Origin of the sequence: Pseudomonas saudiphocaensis (assembly GCF_000756775.1) — a bacterium.
Lineage (GTDB): Bacteria > Pseudomonadota > Gammaproteobacteria > Pseudomonadales > Pseudomonadaceae > Stutzerimonas > Stutzerimonas saudiphocaensis.
Map to the genome: position 1 here is coordinate 94,362 of NZ_CCSF01000001.1, position 17,305 is coordinate 111,666.

A 17,305-nucleotide genomic window follows, 5' to 3' on the forward strand; every position below is an offset into this window, starting at 1 on the left:
CAGATTATGAATGAGAAGTCGTCGCTGGGCGCTGCGGTACTCAGCTGCCGTGACCTGGGCAAGCGCTACGAGCAGGGCCCGGAGTCGGTAAGCGTGCTCAGCGGTCTGCAGCTGGAGCTGTACCCCGGCCAGCGCGTAGCCATCGTCGGTAGCTCAGGCTCGGGCAAGAGCACGCTGCTGAACCTGCTCGGCGGACTGGATACGCCCAGCGAGGGCAGTGTCTGGCTGGCCGGCGAGGAGCTGTCCGCGCTGAGCGAGAAGGAGCGTGGTTTGCTGCGCAACCGCGCGTTGGGTTTCGTCTACCAGTTTCACCATCTGCTGGCCGAGTTCACCGCGCTGGAAAACGTCTGCATGCCGCTGTTGATCAGCAAGACGCCAATTCCCGAAGCCCGTGCGCGCGCCACTGAGCTGCTGCAGCGGGTAGGCCTGGGACATCGGCTGGCGCACAAACCGGCCGAATTGTCCGGCGGCGAGCGCCAGCGTGTGGCGATAGCACGCGCGTTGGCCAATCGCCCGGCACTGGTGCTGCTTGACGAGCCTACCGGCAACCTCGATCACCACACTGCGCAGGGCATTCAGGACTTGATGCTGGAACTGAGCACTTCGCTGCGCACAGCCTTTCTCGTGGTGACTCATGACCCGCAGCTGGCGGCGCAGATGGACCACATCCTACGCCTGGAAGATGGCCGGCTGGTGGCTAGCTGATGTTCAGGCCACTCAGCATTTTCATCGGCAGCCGCTACACGCGAGCCAAGCGTCGCAACCATTTCATCTCGTTCATATCGCTGACCTCGATGATCGGACTGTCGCTGGGTGTGCTGGCGATGATCATGGTGCTGTCGGTGATGAACGGCTTTCAGCGCGAAATGAGCGAGCGGATCCTCGGCATGGTGCCCCACGCCGTGGTCAAGGGTGACGGGCAGCCACTGGATGATTGGTCCAGGGTTGCCGAAAGTGTTGTGGCACATCCGGCTGTACTTGGAGCTGCGCCCATTACCCAGCTTGAAGGGATGTTGTCTTTTCGGGGCAGCATGCAGCCGGTGGAAATCAACGGCATAGATCCCCAGGCCGAAGCGGGTGTTTCGACCCTTGCCGACAAGATGGTTGCAGGCCGTCTCGAGGACCTCAAGCCGGGCGAGGCCGGGGTAATCATCGGCCTGATGACGGCACGTCGGTTCGGCCTGAAATTGGGCGACAAACTGACGGTGATCGTGCCTGAGATCAGCGACACGCCTGGTGGTGTAACGCCACGCATGCAGCGCCTGAACGTGGTTGGAGTGTTCAGGGTGGGTGCCGAGCTTGATGGCAGCCTGGCGATTATCCATCGCGTCGATGCGGCAGGTATTCTGCGCTGGCAGCCGGAGCAGGTAGAAGGTGTGCGGGTGCGCCTGAACGATCTCTACCGGGCGCCGGAGATAGCCGCCGAGCTGGTCGCGCAACAGGGCGAGGGCTTTCGGAGCGAGGACTGGTCACTGACCCAGGGCAGTCTGTTCAGTGCGATGAAGATGGAAAAGACCATGATCGGCCTGCTGTTGCTGCTAATTGTGGCAGTGGCGGCGTTCAATATCATCGCCACCCTGATCATGGTGGTGGCCGACAAGCGCGCCGATATCGCCATTCTGCGCACGCTGGGGGCAACGCCACGTCAGATCATGGCCATCTTCATGGTGCAGGGCAGCATCATCGGTCTAATTGGCACCCTGATCGGAACCCTGTTGGGCGTTCTGGGAGCCTTGAACGTCAGTGCCCTGGTGGGCTGGCTGGAGAAAGTGTCGGGGCAGCACGTGTTCAGCTCCGATGTGTACTTCATCAGCACCTTGCCATCCGAGCTGCGCCTGGGAGATGTGCTTCTGGTGACGACTGCGGCGCTGCTGCTGAGCTTCCTGGCGACTCTTTACCCGGCTTGGCGTGCCGCGCAGACGCAGCCTGCCGAGGCATTGCGTTACGAATAAGGCTACCGGCGATCCTGCTGGCGCCTGCGCCAGCTGCGGCCAACCCACCAGCGCCAGTAAGCCTGGGTGGCGCCATAGCCAAGCACGGCCAGTATCACGGCCGCTACGAGGGAGCCGAGGTACAGCGGTTGCCATTGGCTTCGCAGCAGTTCGGTCACCCAGCTCAGGGTCAGCTCATCGGGCATGCTCACTGCGGGTGTGTCCATCAGCCAGGTGCCGAGTTTGTAGTTGCAGTAGAACACTGGCGGCATCGTTATCGGGTTGGTCAGCCAGACCAGGCCGACCGCGATTGGCAGGTTGGCGCGTGCGGGCAGAGCGCAAGCGGCTGATGCGAGCATCTGCATGGGAATGGGCAGCATGGCCCAGAAAAGTCCAATACCCATGGCGCGAGAGACTGAATGGCGGTTGAGGTGCCAGAGGTTGGGGTCGTGAATCAGCTCGCCCAGAAATCGCAGCGATTTGTTGCCTTTTATCCGATCTGGATGCGGCATGTAGCGCTTGAAAAAACGACGCGGCATGGAGATTCTCTGGCGGGCTTAAGCTTGGTGATTATGCCTCAAACGGGAACAGCTCCTGCCAAGAGTTTGTGACAATAGGTATAAACTGCAGCGCCGAACGGCCGAGCACTTTCGGCTCGTTTCATCCCTGTGGAAAGGATTCCGGGAGATGCAATGCGTACGGCGATGCTGGCGCTGGCAGCAGGCTTATTGCTGCTGCGTTTTCTACCGCAACTGCCACCCATGTGGTCGCTGCCGGTCATGCTTGTGGTCGGCCTGGCGATGTTGCCAACACGCTGCCGCATGCTGGCGTTCTTCTTTTTCGGTCTTGCCTGGGCCTGCCTAAGCGCGCAGTGGGCGCTGGATGATCGGCTGCCGAAAGAACTGGACGGGCGAACCTTCTGGCTGGAAGGGCGGGTGGTCGGCTTGCCGGACACCCGTGATGGCGTGGTGCGCTTCGAACTGGTTGATATTTCCTCTCGGCATGCCGGTCTCCCTTCACGCGTGCGCCTCGCCTGGTACGGCGGGCCGCCGCTAGAGGCCGGAGAACGCTGGCGAGTGGCAGCCAAGCTGAAGCGTCCACGAGGCTTGGTCAATCCTCATTCCTTCGATTATGAAGCCTGGCTGCTGGTCGGGCGGATCGGCGCCAACGGTACGGTCAAGGCCGGTGAGCGGGTAGCTGCTGCCGCAGGTCTGCAGGCCTGGCGCGACCAATTGCGGCAGCGTCTGCTGGCGGTTGATGCGCAGGGCCGCGCGGGTGCCATCGCAGCGCTGGTGGTGGGCGATGCCAGTGGGCTGACTAGCGCAGACTGGCGCATCCTGCAGGACACCGGGACCATCCACCTGATGGTGATTTCCGGTCAGCATGTGAGCATGCTAGCCGGCTTGCTCTATGGCCTGGTGCTGCTGTTGGCGCGCTGGGGGCTGTGGCCGGCACGCCTGCCATGGTTGCCCTGCGCCTGCGCGCTCGCGTTGCTGGGTGCGCTTGGCTACGGTTGGCTGGCAGGTTTCGAGGTGCCGGTCCAGCGAGCCTGCCTGATGGTTGCACTGGTGCTGCTCTGGCGCCTGCGTTTTCGTCATCTCGGCGTTTGGTTGCCCCTGTTGGCAGCTTTTGACACCGTGCTGTTGATAGAGCCGCTGGTGAGCCTGCAGTCAGGTTTCTGGCTGTCGTTTGCGGCCGTGGCGCTGCTGGTCCTGATCTTTCGTGGCCGCCTCGGCATCTGGAACGGGTGGTACGCCCTTGGGCGCGCGCAGTGGTGTATGGCCCTGGGGCTGTTGCCGGCGCTTCTGGCGCTGGGCCTGCCGGTGAGTATCAGCGGGCCGCTGGGCAACCTTTTCGCAGTGCCGCTGGTGGGGGCGCTGATCGTGCCGCTGTCGTTGCTGGGCACAGCGCTCTTGTGGCTGCCTGCAATTGGTGAGTGGTTACTGTGGATCGCCGGCAGCCTGCTTGTGGCGCTATTCGCCCTACTGGAAGTGCTGGCCGCCTGGCAGCCTGCCTGGTTCGCTACAGACCTGCCGCTGTGGTGCTGGCTGTTGGTGACCTTGGGCATGTTGCTGCTTCTGCTGCCTGCAGGCATACCCTTCCGGGCCTTTGGCTTGATACTGCTGACGCCCTTGCTTTTTCCACCTGTCGATAAGCCGCCTGTCGGTCAGGCCGAGATATGGGTGCTGGACGTCGGCCAGGGGCTGGCGGTCCTGGTGCGAACTCGCGAGCATGCACTGCTCTACGATGCTGGGCCGCGTTACGGTGATTTCGATGTCGGCGAGCGGGTGGTATATCCCTCAATGCGGGCGCTCGGGCTGCGGGATCTGAACCTGTTGCTGCTTAGCCATGCCGACAACGATCATGCTGGCGGCGCCGAGGCAGTCCAGCGATATATGCTGGCGCCACGGGTCATCAGCGGTGAGCCGCAGAGGTTGCCGGCATCGCTACAGGCGGAAAGCTGCCGCTCAGGCGAGCACTGGGAGTGGGATGGCGTGCGTTTCACCCTTTGGCAATGGTCCGGAGCACGCAACGGTAACCAGGCGTCTTGTGTGCTGCTGGTTGAGGCTAATGGAGAACGTCTGCTGCTGACCGGTGATATTGACAAGCCTACCGAATGGGCATTGCAGGCCAGTAACCTGGAGATTTCGGCGCACTGGCTATTGCTGCCGCACCACGGTAGTCGCAGCTCATCTTCAGCCTCTTTTATCGAGGCAGTTGGCGCTAGGGATGCGCTGGTTTCCCGTAGCCTGCACAACGCATTCGGCCACCCACATCCAGATGTACTACGGCGTTTGCAGGATTCGGGTATCTCACTTCATGACACCGCCGAGCGGGGCGCCATCAGAATTCGCCTTGGCCGTTTCGAGCCGGCTCTGGGCTTGCGTAGCGAGCGACGATTCTGGCGGGAAAAATGAGAACCGGCGCCGTCGGCGGGTCGCCGCTCCTATGCTAGAGTTGCGCCACTTTTTCGAGGGGGATGCATCTCGTGTGGGAGCTTGTCAAAGCGGGTGGCTGGATCATGCTGCCCATCATTTTGTGTTCCATCGCAGCGGCAGGCATCGTCGCCGAGCGCTTGTGGACCCTGCGGCCGAGTCGCGTGACACCTCCACACCTGCTTGGGCAGGTATGGAAGTGGATCAAGGACAAGAAGCTGAGCAACCAGAAGCTCAAGGAGCTGCGTGCCGGCTCGCCGCTCGGTGAAATTCTGGCGGCGGGGCTGGCCAACTCGAAACATGGCCGCGAAATTATGAAGGAGTGCATCGAGGAAGCGGCAGCACGGGTGATTCATGATCTGGAACGCTACCTGAACGCCCTCGGCACCATTGCAGGTATTGCGCCGCTGCTTGGCCTGCTTGGCACGGTGCTGGGCATGATCGAGATCTTCAGTGCCTTCATGGGTTCGGGCATGTCCAATGCCGCCTTGCTTGCTTCCGGCATCTCCAAGGCGCTGATTACCACGGCGGCGGGATTGATAGTGGCGATTCCGGCACTGTTCTTCCACCGGTTCCTGACTCGTCGGGTCGAGGAACTGGTTGTCGGCATGGAGCAGGAGGCCATCAAGCTGGTCGAGGTGGTACAGGGCGACCGTGATGTCGAGCTGGGTGAGGGCAAGGCGTGAAGTTCCGGCGCAAGGCACGGGAGAACGTCGAGATTGGCCTGGCGCCGCTGATCGATGTGGTGTTTATCCTGCTGCTGTTCTTCGTGGTCACCACCACTTTCACTCGCGAGACCCAGCTCAGGGTCGAGCTGCCGGAAGCCGCCAGCGGCACGCCGCCGCAGGCTGAAACCCGGCAGTTGGAGGTGCTGGTCGATGTCGAGGGGCATTTCAGCCTCAACGGCAATCCGCTGATCAGTCATGACCTCAAGACTTTGATGGCCGCTCTTAGCAAGGAGTCGGCTGGTGACACCAGCCTGCCGCTGGTCATCAGTGCGGACGGCAAGGCACCGCACCAGGCGGTGGTCACGGCCATGGACGCTGCCGGCAAGCTCGGCTTCGCTCAATTGCGCATCACTACTGTCGAGGCTCAGCCGGAACCCTGATGGCATTCGTCAATCGCCTGCAGCGCGCCTGGTATGAAGGGCATCCCGCTCTGTCCTTGCTCGCTCCGCTGGAAGCCCTCTACCGGCATGTGGTCATGGCTAAACGCCGGAGGTTTCTCGCCGGTGATAGCGATAGCTATCGAGCGCCGGTGCCGGTCATCGTGGTGGGCAATATCACGGTCGGCGGCACCGGCAAGACGCCACTGATTCTCTGGCTGATCGAACACTGCCGCCGGCGTGGGTTGAAGGTCGGCGTGGTCAGCCGTGGCTACGGCGCTCGACCCCCTTCATATCCCTGGCGTGTGCTGCCCAAAGATTCGGCGGCGGAGGCGGGCGACGAGCCGTTGTTGATCGTGCAGCGCACCGGAGTGCCGCTGGTGATCGATCCGGATCGTGCGCGTGCCGTTCGCGCACTCCTCGAAAGCGAGCCGCTGGATCTGGTCCTGTCCGATGATGGCCTGCAGCATTACCGGCTTGCCCGTGACTTGGAGCTGGTATTGATTGACGCTGCGCGCAGGCTTGGCAACCAGCGCTGCCTGCCGGCCGGTCCTTTGCGTGAGCCTGCCGACAGATTGCAGTCCGTAGATGCCGTGCTGTTCAACGGCTCCGACGTCGACAGCGCTGAAGGTTATGGCTTCACCCTACAGCCATCGCGGCTGATCGAGCTGGTCAGCGGCGACGCCTGGCCACTGGATCACTTTCCGCCGGAGCAGCAGTTGCACGCGGTGGCTGGCATCGGCAACCCACAGCGTTTCTTCACTACGCTTGAGGCGCTACACTGGCGACCGATTCCGCATCCCTTCGTCGATCATGCCCGCTATGACCTGGAGCAGCTGAGTTTCAGTCCGGAGCTGCCAGTGGTCATGACCGAGAAGGATGCGGTCAAATGCCGGGCATTCGCGTTGCCGGGTTGGAGTTATCTGCAGGTCCAGGCCGAGCCGTCCGCAGCCTTCGTGACCTGGTTCGATACCCAGCTCGATCGCTTGCTGCCCCAATCTTCCTAAGCCGCGCGCTGACGTCGTGCTCGGCTGCATCCAAGGACCGCCCATGGATACCAAACTGCTCGATATTCTTGCCTGCCCGTTGTGCAAAGGCCCGCTGAAGCTGGCTGACGACAAATCCGAACTGATTTGCAAGGTCGATGCCATGGCCTTCCCGGTACGCGACGGCATCCCGGTGATGCTTGAAGGCGAAGCTCGCACCCTGGATGTGGACGAGCGGCTCGATAAATGAAACCAGCTTTCGTCGTAGTGATTCCGGCGCGCTATGCCTCCACCCGCCTGCCGGGCAAACCCCTTCAGGATATTGCCGGCAAACCGATGATTCGCCATGTCTGGGAGCAGGCATGTAAAAGCGCGGCGCAGCGAGTGGTAGTGGCGACCGATGATTCGCGGATCGTCACCGCCTGCGCCGAGTTCGGAGCGGAAGTGCTGCTGACCCGGCCCGATCACGAATCCGGAACCGACCGCCTGGCCGAAGTTGCGGCAGCTCTGGGTCTTGAGGCGGATGCCATCGTGGTCAACGTACAGGGTGACGAGCCGATGATTCCGCCGGCCGTGATCGACCAGGTGGCGGCGAACCTGGCGGCGCACCCGGAAGCCTCTATCGCTACTCTGGCCGAGCCGCTTGATGATGCCCAGGCCTTGTTCAACCCCAATGTGGTCAAGGTGCTCAGCGACATCAATGGCTTGGCGCTGACCTTCAGCCGTGCGCCATTGCCTTGGGCGCGGGACGACTTCGCGCGGGACCGTGCTGCGCTTCCGGCCGGCGTGCCCTATCGCCGTCATATTGGAATCTATGCCTACCGGGCAGGCTTTCTCGCCGACTTCGTAGCCTGGGGACCCTGCTGGCTGGAGAGTACCGAGTGCCTGGAGCAGCTGCGTGCGCTTTGGCACGGCCAGCGGATTCATGTGGCCGATGCCATCGAAGCGCCGCCGGCCGGGGTTGATACAGCTGAAGATCTACAGCGTGTCCGCGGTCTGTTGGGAGCATGAGCGTGAAGGTTCTGTTTGTTTGCCTGGGCAATATCTGCCGTTCACCCACCGCCGAGGCGGTATTTCGGCATCAGGCCCAGGCGGCCGGCCTCGAGCAACGGATTCATATCGACTCCGCCGGTACGGCTGACTGGCATCGAGGTAAATCGCCGGATAGCCGCAGTTGTCAGTTCGCCAGCCGCCGTGGCTATGATCTTGAGCCATTGCGCGCGCGCCAGGTGAGTGTCGATGACTTCCACGATTTCGATCTGATTCTGGCCATGGACCATGACAACCTGGCGCACCTGCGGCAGATGCAGCCGACCAATGCCCGCGCCGAGCTGGATCTGTTTCTCAAGCGCTACGGTTTGCCCCGCGATGCCGTGCCTGACCCTTACTACGGTGGTGATGAAGGCTTCGAAGATGTGCTGGATCTCGTCGAGCAGGCCAGCGCCGCGTTGCTGAACGAAATCAAGGCACGCCTTTGAGCCTGCTAATTGAGGAAAATCGCTCGCTCCGGGCGTTCAACACGTTCGCTGTTGATGCTTGTGCGCGCTACTTCACCGAAGCCCATGACGACAACGAGGTGCGCGAGGCGCTGGCGGCTGCGCAGCGTCTGGGCTTGCCCCTGCGCGTGCTCGGCGGGGGCAGTAACCTTTTGCTGACCCAGGACGTTGAGGCGTTGGTGCTGCGCCTGAACAGCCGGGGCATTCGGCTGCTGGCCGACGATGGCCAGCAGGTGGTGCTTGAGGTTGAGGCCGGTGAGCCATGGCACCCCTTTGTATTGCATAGTCTGGAGCTGGGCCTGGCGGGGCTGGAAAATCTGAGCCTGATTCCCGGAACCGTTGGAGCTGCGCCGATCCAGAATGTCGGCGCCTATGGAGTGGAGATCAGTGATGTTTTCGCCGGTTTGACCGCACTTGATCGCACCACGGGCAAGCTTTGTGAATTTGATGCAGCGACTTGCGCCTTCGCTTATCGCGACAGTCTGTTCAAGCAGCAGGGCGGGCGTTTCATCATCCTGCGGGTGCGTTTCGCGTTGCAGCGCACAGCGAGCCTGCGGCTGGAATATGGCCCTCTGCGTCAGCGTCTGCAGCAGATGGGTGTGGAGCAGCCGACACCCCGCGACGTTAGCGAGGCGGTGTGTGCGATTCGCCGGGAGAAACTGCCCGATCCGCAGGTGTTGGGTAATGCTGGCAGTTTCTTCAAAAACCCTCTGGTATCGCCGGTACAGGCCGACGAGTTGCGCCAGCGGTATCCCGGGCTGGTGGCCTATCCCCAGACCGATGGCCGGATCAAGCTCGCTGCCGGTTGGCTGATCGAGCAGGCTGGCTGGAAGGGCTATCGTGAAGGCGATGCCGCTGTGCATGGCCTGCAGGCCCTGGTTCTGGTCAATCACGGTGAAGCCAGTGGTCGCCAGATCCTGATGCTGGCGCAGCGTATACAGGCGGATATCGCCGCCCGCTTTGGGGTGGAGCTGGAAATCGAGCCGAACGTTATCTAGGCGTTCGGGCCGGGATAGTCGCTCTTGCCGAGGCCTAAGGCTCTCGCCAGAACCATCTCCCGTATCTTCGGATAGAAGCCATCTTCCAGGATCTCGTTCAGCAGTACGTCGGATCAGGAAAACCTGCGGCTGAGAGATCAGGCTGTTTCAGGTTGCGGAGGCCCACAAAGTGAATGTGAAAGTCAGTGCCAGGTGCACCGGCGGACGTTGCTTTTTGTAGAAAACAGCCACTTGCCATGAAATGACCAATGCGGGGCCTGGTCCATTGCCAGTCTTTGCTCGATAAACCGAGCCGTTAAGCGGATTGTCCGATATATAAAAAACAAAACCCCGCACTAAGGCGGGGTTTTGTTTTGAGGTGGGATGCAAGGCATCCCTGTCAGCGGCATGTATCAGCCCTGGCGATTCTCATCGCTTTCAGGCTCGCTGCCTTTTTCCTCTTCGCCTGCAGGCGCCGGTGCGCTGGCGGGTTTTTCAACCTCGCCCAGCGGCTGTTCAGCCGGCTCGGAAACAGTGTTCTCCACACGGTTTACCGGAGCTTCCAGCGAAGGCTCGACTTGGGGCTGCTCTGCAGGATCAGCAGCAACGATCTCCGGGCTGGCCAGAGGTTGCTCCGCAGCGGCCTGTGCCTCGGCAGCGGCTTTCTCCGCGGCCTCCTTGGCCAGGCGCTCTTCTTCGCGGCGACGGCGACGCACTTCTCGTGGGTCGTTGGGCGCGCGACCCGAAGGCGTCAGGCTCGATGTCCGAACCGCGGGTTGAGCTGCCACGGCTGGCGCAGGCTCGGCGACAACAGCGGCGGGCTGATCTACAACAGGGCTAACGGCAACCGGCTCCGGTTCTGCTGTGAGGGGCTTAGCCTCGGCAGTAGGTGCTTCTTGTGCTTCTGCTGCGACTTGAGCAGGCGCTTCGACCACTACTTCCGGCTTGGCCTCGACAGCTTCAACAGGCGCAGGCGTAGCTTCCTGGGTGACCGCTTCGGTCTCGACTGCAGGCGCCGATGGTGCTTCAGTCACAGTTTCAGCAGTTTCAGCAGTTTCAGCAGTTTCAGCTGCCAGAGCTGCAACGTTTGCGGCGATGGCTACCTGCTCGGATTTAACAGGAGCATTACTTTCGCTGACGTTTGCGATCTCTGCTTCGTTTTCGCCCTCGATCTCATTGCCGTTGGCATCGCGCTGGCGGTCACGGCGGTTGCTGCGACGGCGCTGACCACGGGAGCGCCGACGTGGACGATCGCCGCCTTCGGTTGAATCCTGGTCGTCGCTAGCGCCTTCCTGGACTTCTTCGTTCTGCTGCAGAGCTTCCTCGTTGACAACTTGCTCTGCGCGAGGCTTGCGCTCTTCGCGCGGCGGGCGCGGTTTGCGCTCGGTGCTCTCTTCGCTCACTGCCGGGGTGGCCTGATCGTTCTCATCGATCGGTGCACGCAGCTCGCGCTTGCGCTCTTCCCGTGGCTGACGCTCTTCGCGCGGTGCGCGTTCGCGACGTGGCTGCTGCGAATTGCTCTCGCTGTTGGTCTCTTGCGTTTCGCGCGGCTCGCGTGGCTTACGCTCTTCACGTGGCGGGCGCGGTTGACGCTCTTCCCGTGGCTGACGCTCTTCGCGCGGTGCGCGCTCTTCCCGAGGCTTGCGCTCTTCGTCGCGAGCACCGCGCGAGTCACGGCGGCGATTCTGCTGGCGACCGCTGCGGCGCTCATCGTTGCGCTGTGGGCGATTGCTCGAAGGCTGCTTCTTCTCAACTTCGACGGCGGGTTCTTCCTGCTTCCCGGCAAACAGACCGACCAGGGATTTGACCAGGCCTTTGAACAGGCTTGGCTCCTGAGCTGCTGCTGACGCTACGGGAGCGGCGGGCGCAGGGCTGGCTGTAGGGGCAGGCGCCGTACGCTGTGGTGCAGTTTTCACTGCCGCTTCCTGGCGTACCAGGGTGCGGGTCGAGCTGACCGGCTGAGTTTCTTCGACTTCAGTCGGGCTCATCTCATAGCTGGCCTGGCCGGCAATGATTTCCGGGCTGTCATCGCGTAGGCGCTGAACTTCGAAATGTGGCGTTTCCAGATGGTCATCCGGAAGGATAAAGATACGTGCGCGGGTACGCAGTTCGATTTTGGTGATGGCGTTGCGCTTTTCGTTGAGCAAGAAGGCCGCCACTTGGAACGGCACGCGCGCACGGATCTCGGCGGTGCGATCCTTCAGGGCTTCCTCTTCGATCAGGCGCAGGATGGCCAGCGACAGCGACTCAACGTCACGGATGACGCCCTGACCCTTGCAGCGTGGGCAGACGATACCGCTGGTTTCGCCCAGTGACGGACGCAGGCGCTGGCGAGACATTTCCAGCAGGCCAAAGCGAGAAATGCGACCTACCTGAATGCGCGCGCGATCGGCTTCCAGCGCTTCGCGGACCTTTTCTTCCACGGCGCGCTGATTTTTTGCCGGCGTCATGTCGATGAAGTCGATGACGATTAGACCGCCGATGTCGCGCAGACGCAGCTGACGAGCGATTTCCTCGGCGGCTTCGAGGTTGGTCTGCAGGGCGGTTTCCTCGATATCGCAGCCCTTGGTGGCGCGTGCCGAGTTGATGTCGATGGACACCAGCGCTTCGGTCGGATCGATGACGATGGAGCCGCCGGAGGGCAGCTTCACTTCACGCTGGAAGGCGGTCTCGATCTGGCTTTCGATCTGGAAACGGTTGAACAGCGGCACGCTGTCTTCATACAGCTTGATCTTGCTGGCGTACTGCGGCATCACCTGCTGGATGAAGCTCAGGGCCTCTTCCTGGGCGTCGATGCTGTCGATCAGTACTTCGCCGATGTCCTGGCGCAGGTAGTCACGAATGGCGCGGATGATGACATTGGATTCCTGGTAGATCAGGAATGGAGCAGGGCGGTCCTGGGAGGCTTCCTTGACGGCGCTCCAGAGCTGTACCAGGTAATCGAGGTCCCACTGCAGTTCTTCGCTGGAGCGACCAAGGCCTGCGGTACGCACGATCAGGCCCATGTCGGCCGGTACGTTGATGCCATTCAGGGCTTCACGCAGTTCGTTGCGCTCTTCGCCTTCGATGCGTCGCGAGATGCCGCCTGCGCGTGGGTTGTTGGGCATCAGTACAAGGTAGCGGCCAGCCAGGCTGATGAAGGTGGTCAGGGCTGCGCCCTTGTTGCCACGCTCTTCCTTTTCAACCTGGACGATGACTTCCTGGCCTTCTTTCAGGACTTCCTTGATGTTGACGCGGCCTTCAGGGGCTTTGGAGAAGTATTCGCGGGAGATTTCCTTGAGTGGCAGGAAGCCGTGGCGCTCGGCGCCGAAATCGACGAAAGCGGCTTCAAGGCTGGCTTCGACGCGAGTGATCTTGCCTTTATAGATATTGGCTTTTTTCTGTTCGCGCGCTCCGGATTCGATATCCAGGTCGAACAGTCGCTGGCCGTCGACCAGTGCAACACGCAACTCTTCAGGTTGGGTTGCGTTAATCAGCATTCTTTTCATGTAGTACCGTCGGTTTCCGTGGCATCCGGAAACGGCGTTCGGCACACACGACTCTCGCAGTCGGTGTCAGGTGCGTCAGGAGGGCTTGTCAGGCACTCCAGTGTCCAGCGATGTGAGGCCAGTTGGGCCGGCGTCGCGACGACGTCTCCTGCTTGCTGTAACACAGCAGCAATGCTTAAGGGAGGAGGAATCAGGCACCGGTAGCGGACGGAATGAAACGTCTGTGTAAGCCTTTGCTACGCAATCCGGTGCTGTGCATCTCGACCCAACACGCATACGTTGAAAATCGGGTGCCGCTCGCAGAATCCAGGGAGCGGGTTTCGATTATCGCGATTGCCCAAAAGAGGGGGCACGCATCATGTCTTCTAGGCTTGTTTCGCAACCTCGTCGCTACTGGAGAGAGGGTGCGTCGGACGGCCTCACGTCCTCAAACATGTTGCGGTCAGGGATGGCTGGTTTAGATGCATCCTCGGACCTGGCCGTTTTAGCGGCGTGCCTGACTATAACAGTAATGTTTAAGTGCTTCAATTGCATGAAAATTGATACCATTCGCCAATGACCAATACCCCTTCCCAGACCACTGGCGTGCAAATGCTTGAGGTCTCGCCGGAGCTTGCCGGCCAGCGCATCGATAACTTTCTTCGCACCCAGCTCAAGGGTGTGCCCAAGACATTGATCTACCGCATCCTGCGTAAGGGTGAGGTGCGGGTCAATAAGGGGCGGATCAAGCCGGAGTACAAACTTCAGGCCGGCGATGTGGTGCGTGTGCCACCGCTTCGAATGGCTGAGCGTGACGAGGATGTGCCGCTGGCGCAGGGTCTGCTCGATCGTCTGGAAGCAGCCATCGTCTATGAAGACAATGCCCTGATTGTGCTCAACAAGCCGTCCGGTATTGCCGTGCATGGTGGCAGTGGGCTCAGCTTCGGTGTGATCGAAGCCTTGCGCCAGCTGCGCCCGGACGCCAGAGAGCTGGAACTGGTGCATCGTCTGGATCGTGATACCTCTGGTCTGCTGATGATTGCCAAGAAGCGCAGCATGCTGCGCCATCTGCATCAGGCACTGCGCGGCGATGGTGTCGACAAGCGCTATATGGCGCTGGTGCGCGGTCGCTGGGAAACCGGTACCAAGCAGGTCAATGCCCCCTTGCTGAAAAATACCCTGCGTTCCGGTGAGCGCATGGTAGAGGTAACCGATGAGGGCAAGGAGGCGTTGACGCTGTTTCGCGTGCTGCGGCGCTTCGGCGATTTCGCCACTCTGGTCGAGGCCAGGCCGATTACCGGGCGTACCCACCAGATTCGGGTGCATGCGCGCCATGCGGGACACGCCATCGCTGGTGACAACAAATATGGCGATGAAGAATTTTCCGGGCTGATTCGCGAGCTGGGTGGCAAGCGTCTGTTCCTGCACGCTTGCGCATTGCGAGTGACGCTACCCGATGGAGGCGAGCTGAGCCTGGAGGCGCCGGTGGACGAAACCTGGGCGCGCACGTTGGAGCGCCTGGGTGAGTAATTACAGCCTGTTGATTTTCGATTGGGACGGCACTCTGATGGATTCCATCGGGCGAATCGTCGAGTCGGTCTGTGCAGCGGCTGCCTCCTGTGACCTGCCTGTGCTTGATGAGAATGCCATCAAGGGCATCATCGGGCTTTCCTTGCCGGAAGCCATCGCAACGCTCTACCCGGATCTCACCGATGCGATTACCGCGGAGGCGTTCAGGGAGGCTTATGTTGCGCACTATCTGGCCCTGGATGCCGAGCCTGCGGCGCTGTATCCCGGGGTCATCGAAGGCTTGCAGCAGTTTCGCGAGCAGGGCCATCAGCTTGCCGTGGCAACTGGAAAGGGGCGGCAGGGGCTGGATAGGGTGCTCGCAGGTCAGGGGCTGACAGATTTCTTTGATGTGACGCGCTGTGCGGATGAAACCGCCAGCAAGCCTCATCCTCTGATGATTCAGGAAATTCTGGCGCACTGCCGGGTTGAGCCCGAGCAGGCATTGATGATTGGCGACTCGGTGTTCGACCTGGAGATGGCCAGGCGTGCCGGGGTGGACAGTGTTGCGGTTGGTTATGGTGCGCAGCCCTCTGAGGTGCTGCATGCTTATTCGCCGCGTTTTGCAATAAATGAGTTTTCCGAGCTCGGCCGGTGGCTGCGCTCTGTGGGGACAGCTGAGGCAGGTATATATGTCGGATGAATGGAAAGCCCCGGTCGAGGGGGGCAAGGAAGAGCGGAGCAGCTGGAAGTTGCTGGAGAAGACGCTGCTGGCAAGTGTTCAGGAGCAACGCCGGGCCAGGCGCTGGGGTATTTTCTTCAAGTCGCTGACCTTCGTGTATCTGTTCGTCGTGCTGGCGCTTTTTTCTCCGTTGCTGCAGATGGGTGACGGCAAAAATGCCGACGGCGGTCATACCGCAGTGATCAATGTGCGCGGGATGATTGCTGACCAAGAGCAGGCCAGCGCCGACAACATTATCGGTGCCTTGCGTGCGGCATTTGAGGACTCTGCCACCAGGGCGGTGGTCTTGCGTATCAATAGTCCTGGTGGCAGTCCGGTGCAATCGGGTTATGTCTACGATGAGATCCGCCGGTTGCGCGGAGAGTATCCGCAGACCAAGGTCTACGCGGTAATTACCGATCTGGGCGCTTCGGGGGCCTATTACATTGCCAGTGCCGCCGATGAAATCTATGCCGACAAGTCGAGCCTGGTGGGGTCCATCGGTGTGACCGCTGCTACCTTCGGTTTCGTTGGCGCCCTGGAGAAGCTGGGTGTTGAGCGGCGGGTGTATACCTCCGGCGAGCACAAGGCATTCCTTGATCCCTTTCAGCCGCAGAAGTCAGAAGAAACCGAGTTCTGGAGCAGTGTGCTGGCGACCACTCACCGCCAGTTCATTGAAAGCGTCAAGCAGGGGCGTGGCGAGCGGCTGCAGGTTGAAGCCAATCCTGAGCTGTTCTCCGGCCTGATCTGGTCTGGCGAGCAGGCGCTGGAGCTAGGGTTGGTCGATGCGCTTGGCAGTACGAGTTATGTGGCGCGGGAGGTGGTTGGCGAAGAAACCCTGGTGGATTTCACCGTGAAGGATTCTCCGCTGGATCGCTTTACCAAGAAGCTGGGGGCTGCTGTTGGCACTCAGATGGCCCTGTGGATGGGGTTGCAAGGGCCGACTCTGCGCTGAGTCATGCAGCCATCAAGGAACTTCGATTCCTGCGCTGTTGAGCATCTCTACCAGCCTGATCAGCGGTAAGCCAATCAGGCTGGTGGCATCTTCGCCCTCGGTGGCGCGGAACAGGCTGATCCCCAGGCCTTCGGCCTTGAAACTGCCGGCACAGTCAAAGGGTTGTTCGGCTATGAGATAGCGTTCGATCTGCGCCTCGCTAAGATCGCGAAAATGAACGCTGAAGCGCAGGCAGTCTACCTGCTCGGCTCCTTTGCGAGTGTCTAGCAGCGTCAGTCCGGTAAGAAAGTCCAGGCGCTTGCCGCTACATGACAACAATTGCTCTCGTGCACGCTCCAATGTATGCGGCTTGCCGATAATCCTGTCGCCCAGTACGGCCGCCTGGTCTGAGCCGATGATCAAATGGTCCGGATGTGTTTCGGCCAGGGCCAGAGCCTTTTCGCGAGAAAGCCGGCGTACCAGTTGTTCCGGAGATTCATCTGGGTGAGGGGTTTCATCTATCTCCGGGGCACGACAGTCGAAGGGCAGCCGCAGACGTGAAAGCAGTTCGCGTCGGTAGGGTGAGCTTGAGGCGAGAAGCAGGCGGCGCATTTTTCTTCCTTATATATAGGTAGTGGATTGTCGTCGGTCGGGCAGGCTTGAGAAGCTGAATTCCTTTGACAGCCGTGGGGCGCATCCCTAGAATGCCGCGCTTATGTTGAAAGGACCAATACCTCCGCACGTTGACCCGCGCAAGTTCGCTGACCGAGCGGCCTCCCTCCAGGGTGAGCTGCAGTTGTCGGAACTCAAGCGGCTTGTCGAACCTCTCGAGGACGACAAGGGTGTGGTGCGCGCCAGTTTTGACTTTGGGCGCGACGAGCAGCGAACCGTGGTTATCCATAGTGAGCTGGACGTTGAGGTCACAATGATTTGCCAGCGTTGTCTGGAGCCGGTTGTTCTGCCGATTCACAGCGAATGCGATTATGCCGTTGTGAATGAAGGTTCGAGCAGCGAGCACCTGCCCAAGGGCTATGACGTGCTGGAAGTGGGAGAGGATCCTCTGGATCTGCTGGCGCTGGTCGAAGAGGAGCTTTTGCTCGCTCTTCCGATTGTTCCACTCCATGACATCGAAATTTGCCAGCCGCCGGCAGGGCCTGATGAGCCTGAGCCGAGTGAGGACGAGGTAACGCGGTCCAACCCGTTCAGCGTACTGGCGCAGTTAAAGCGTGACCCAAACGTTTAGGAG

At 61.0% G+C, this 17,305-nt stretch carries 17 protein-coding genes; 14 read left to right on the plus strand and 3 right to left on the minus strand.

The window, feature by feature from the left end:
• The first annotated feature begins 6 nt into the window (after nucleotides 1-6).
• Together lolD and BN1079_RS00475 are read left to right on the plus strand one after the other, a co-directional pair.
• Complete coding sequence (gene lolD / locus BN1079_RS00470) at nucleotides 7-705, plus strand: lipoprotein-releasing ABC transporter ATP-binding protein LolD (protein ID WP_037026527.1); 699 nt, start codon at nucleotides 7-9, stop codon at nucleotides 703-705.
• Nucleotides 705-1,952, plus strand: a complete 1,248-nt coding sequence (locus tag BN1079_RS00475; protein ID WP_037021549.1) for a lipoprotein-releasing ABC transporter permease subunit — start codon at nucleotides 705-707, stop codon at nucleotides 1,950-1,952. The genes lolD and BN1079_RS00475 overlap by 1 nt, the downstream gene beginning before the upstream one ends.
• A 2-nt stretch (nucleotides 1,953-1,954) precedes the next feature.
• On the opposite strand, the gene BN1079_RS00480 is transcribed toward BN1079_RS00475, so the two are convergent.
• Entirely contained in the window at nucleotides 1,955-2,470 is a 516-nt protein-coding gene (locus tag BN1079_RS00480) for a DUF2062 domain-containing protein (RefSeq protein WP_037021551.1), read from the minus strand.
• A 153-nt stretch (nucleotides 2,471-2,623) separates the two neighbouring features.
• Between BN1079_RS00480 and BN1079_RS00485 the strand changes: the two genes are divergently transcribed.
• The 8 genes from BN1079_RS00485 (at nucleotide 2,624) to murB (ending at nucleotide 9,452) form a co-directional block, all read left to right on the plus strand.
• Nucleotides 2,624-4,849 (plus strand): DNA internalization-related competence protein ComEC/Rec2, encoded by a 2,226-nt coding sequence (locus tag BN1079_RS00485; RefSeq protein ID WP_171819273.1) that lies wholly within the window; start codon nucleotides 2,624-2,626, stop codon nucleotides 4,847-4,849.
• A gap of 71 nt (nucleotides 4,850-4,920) precedes the next feature.
• Entirely contained in the window at nucleotides 4,921-5,553 is a 633-nt protein-coding gene (locus BN1079_RS00490; RefSeq protein ID WP_037026529.1) for a MotA/TolQ/ExbB proton channel family protein, read from the plus strand.
• Entirely contained in the window at nucleotides 5,550-5,975 is a 426-nt protein-coding gene (locus BN1079_RS00495; RefSeq protein ID WP_037021553.1) for an ExbD/TolR family protein, read from the plus strand. The genes BN1079_RS00490 and BN1079_RS00495 overlap by 4 nt, the downstream gene beginning before the upstream one ends.
• Nucleotides 5,975-6,979, plus strand: coding sequence for a tetraacyldisaccharide 4'-kinase (gene lpxK / locus BN1079_RS00500; RefSeq protein ID WP_037021554.1), 1,005 nt, complete (start codon nucleotides 5,975-5,977; stop codon nucleotides 6,977-6,979). Before BN1079_RS00495 ends, lpxK begins: the two co-directional genes overlap by 1 nt.
• A 43-nt stretch (nucleotides 6,980-7,022) precedes the next feature.
• On the plus strand, nucleotides 7,023-7,208 hold the full coding sequence (locus BN1079_RS00505) for a Trm112 family protein (protein WP_037021556.1): 186 nt from the start codon (nucleotides 7,023-7,025) through the stop codon (nucleotides 7,206-7,208).
• A complete protein-coding gene (gene kdsB / locus BN1079_RS00510; RefSeq protein ID WP_037021558.1) occupies nucleotides 7,205-7,969 on the plus strand; it encodes a 3-deoxy-manno-octulosonate cytidylyltransferase in 765 nt (254 codons plus the stop codon). Before BN1079_RS00505 ends, kdsB begins: the two co-directional genes overlap by 4 nt.
• A gap of 2 nt (nucleotides 7,970-7,971) precedes the next feature.
• On the plus strand, nucleotides 7,972-8,436 hold the full coding sequence (locus BN1079_RS00515) for a low molecular weight protein-tyrosine-phosphatase (protein WP_037021560.1): 465 nt from the start codon (nucleotides 7,972-7,974) through the stop codon (nucleotides 8,434-8,436).
• Nucleotides 8,433-9,452: a UDP-N-acetylmuramate dehydrogenase gene (gene murB / locus BN1079_RS00520; RefSeq protein ID WP_037021561.1), complete on the plus strand. Its 1,020-nt coding sequence runs from the start codon at nucleotides 8,433-8,435 to the stop codon at nucleotides 9,450-9,452. Before BN1079_RS00515 ends, murB begins: the two co-directional genes overlap by 4 nt.
• Nucleotides 9,453-9,844: 392 nt before the next feature.
• Here the strand turns inward: murB and rne are convergent, their stop codons facing one another.
• Nucleotides 9,845-12,919: a ribonuclease E gene (gene rne, locus BN1079_RS00525; protein WP_197538848.1), complete on the minus strand. Its 3,075-nt coding sequence runs from the start codon at nucleotides 12,917-12,919 to the stop codon at nucleotides 9,845-9,847.
• A gap of 555 nt (nucleotides 12,920-13,474) precedes the next feature.
• Here rne and rluC point away from each other — a divergent pair.
• Genes rluC through BN1079_RS00540 form a run of 3 tightly spaced genes read left to right on the plus strand, consistent with a single transcriptional unit; the run spans nucleotide 13,475 to nucleotide 16,080 of the window.
• Entirely contained in the window at nucleotides 13,475-14,428 is a 954-nt protein-coding gene (rluC, locus tag BN1079_RS00530; RefSeq protein ID WP_037021563.1) for a 23S rRNA pseudouridine(955/2504/2580) synthase RluC, read from the plus strand.
• Entirely contained in the window at nucleotides 14,421-15,107 is a 687-nt protein-coding gene (locus BN1079_RS00535) for an HAD-IA family hydrolase (protein WP_037021564.1), read from the plus strand. Before rluC ends, BN1079_RS00535 begins: the two co-directional genes overlap by 8 nt.
• The gene (locus tag BN1079_RS00540; RefSeq protein WP_037021565.1) at nucleotides 15,097-16,080 is read left to right on the plus strand and encodes a S49 family peptidase; all 984 of its coding nucleotides are present in this window, start codon (nucleotides 15,097-15,099) and stop codon (nucleotides 16,078-16,080) included. The genes BN1079_RS00535 and BN1079_RS00540 overlap by 11 nt, the downstream gene beginning before the upstream one ends.
• Before the next feature lie 12 nt (nucleotides 16,081-16,092).
• Here the strand turns inward: BN1079_RS00540 and BN1079_RS00545 are convergent, their stop codons facing one another.
• Nucleotides 16,093-16,671: a Maf family protein gene (locus BN1079_RS00545; RefSeq protein ID WP_037021566.1), complete on the minus strand. Its 579-nt coding sequence runs from the start codon at nucleotides 16,669-16,671 to the stop codon at nucleotides 16,093-16,095.
• 103 nt (nucleotides 16,672-16,774) lie between these two features.
• On the opposite strand from BN1079_RS00545, the gene BN1079_RS00550 reads away from it, so the two are divergent.
• A complete protein-coding gene (locus tag BN1079_RS00550; RefSeq protein WP_037021567.1) occupies nucleotides 16,775-17,302 on the plus strand; it encodes a YceD family protein in 528 nt (175 codons plus the stop codon).
• Nucleotides 17,303-17,305 lie beyond the last annotated feature (3 nt).

Excerpts from the sequence above, each read along its gene's own strand:
- lolD (WP_037026527.1), top strand. The coding sequence starts at position 7 with ATGAATGAGAAGTCGTCGCTGGGCGCTGCGGTACTCAGCTGCCGTGAC.
- BN1079_RS00475 (WP_037021549.1), top strand. The coding sequence starts at position 705 with ATGTTCAGGCCACTCAGCATTTTCATCGGCAGCCGCTACACGCGAGCC.
- BN1079_RS00480 (WP_037021551.1), bottom strand. The coding sequence starts at position 2,470 with ATGCCGCGTCGTTTTTTCAAGCGCTACATGCCGCATCCAGATCGGATA.
- BN1079_RS00485 (WP_171819273.1), top strand. The coding sequence starts at position 2,624 with ATGCGTACGGCGATGCTGGCGCTGGCAGCAGGCTTATTGCTGCTGCGT.
- lpxK (WP_037021554.1), top strand. The coding sequence starts at position 5,975 with ATGGCATTCGTCAATCGCCTGCAGCGCGCCTGGTATGAAGGGCATCCC.
- BN1079_RS00505 (WP_037021556.1), top strand. The coding sequence starts at position 7,023 with ATGGATACCAAACTGCTCGATATTCTTGCCTGCCCGTTGTGCAAAGGC.
- kdsB (WP_037021558.1), top strand. The coding sequence starts at position 7,205 with ATGAAACCAGCTTTCGTCGTAGTGATTCCGGCGCGCTATGCCTCCACC.
- rne (WP_197538848.1), bottom strand. The coding sequence starts at position 12,919 with ATGAAAAGAATGCTGATTAACGCAACCCAACCTGAAGAGTTGCGTGTT.
- rluC (WP_037021563.1), top strand. The coding sequence starts at position 13,475 with ATGACCAATACCCCTTCCCAGACCACTGGCGTGCAAATGCTTGAGGTC.
- BN1079_RS00540 (WP_037021565.1), top strand. The coding sequence starts at position 15,097 with ATGTCGGATGAATGGAAAGCCCCGGTCGAGGGGGGCAAGGAAGAGCGG.
- BN1079_RS00545 (WP_037021566.1), bottom strand. The coding sequence starts at position 16,671 with ATGCGCCGCCTGCTTCTCGCCTCAAGCTCACCCTACCGACGCGAACTG.
- BN1079_RS00550 (WP_037021567.1), top strand. The coding sequence starts at position 16,775 with ATGTTGAAAGGACCAATACCTCCGCACGTTGACCCGCGCAAGTTCGCT.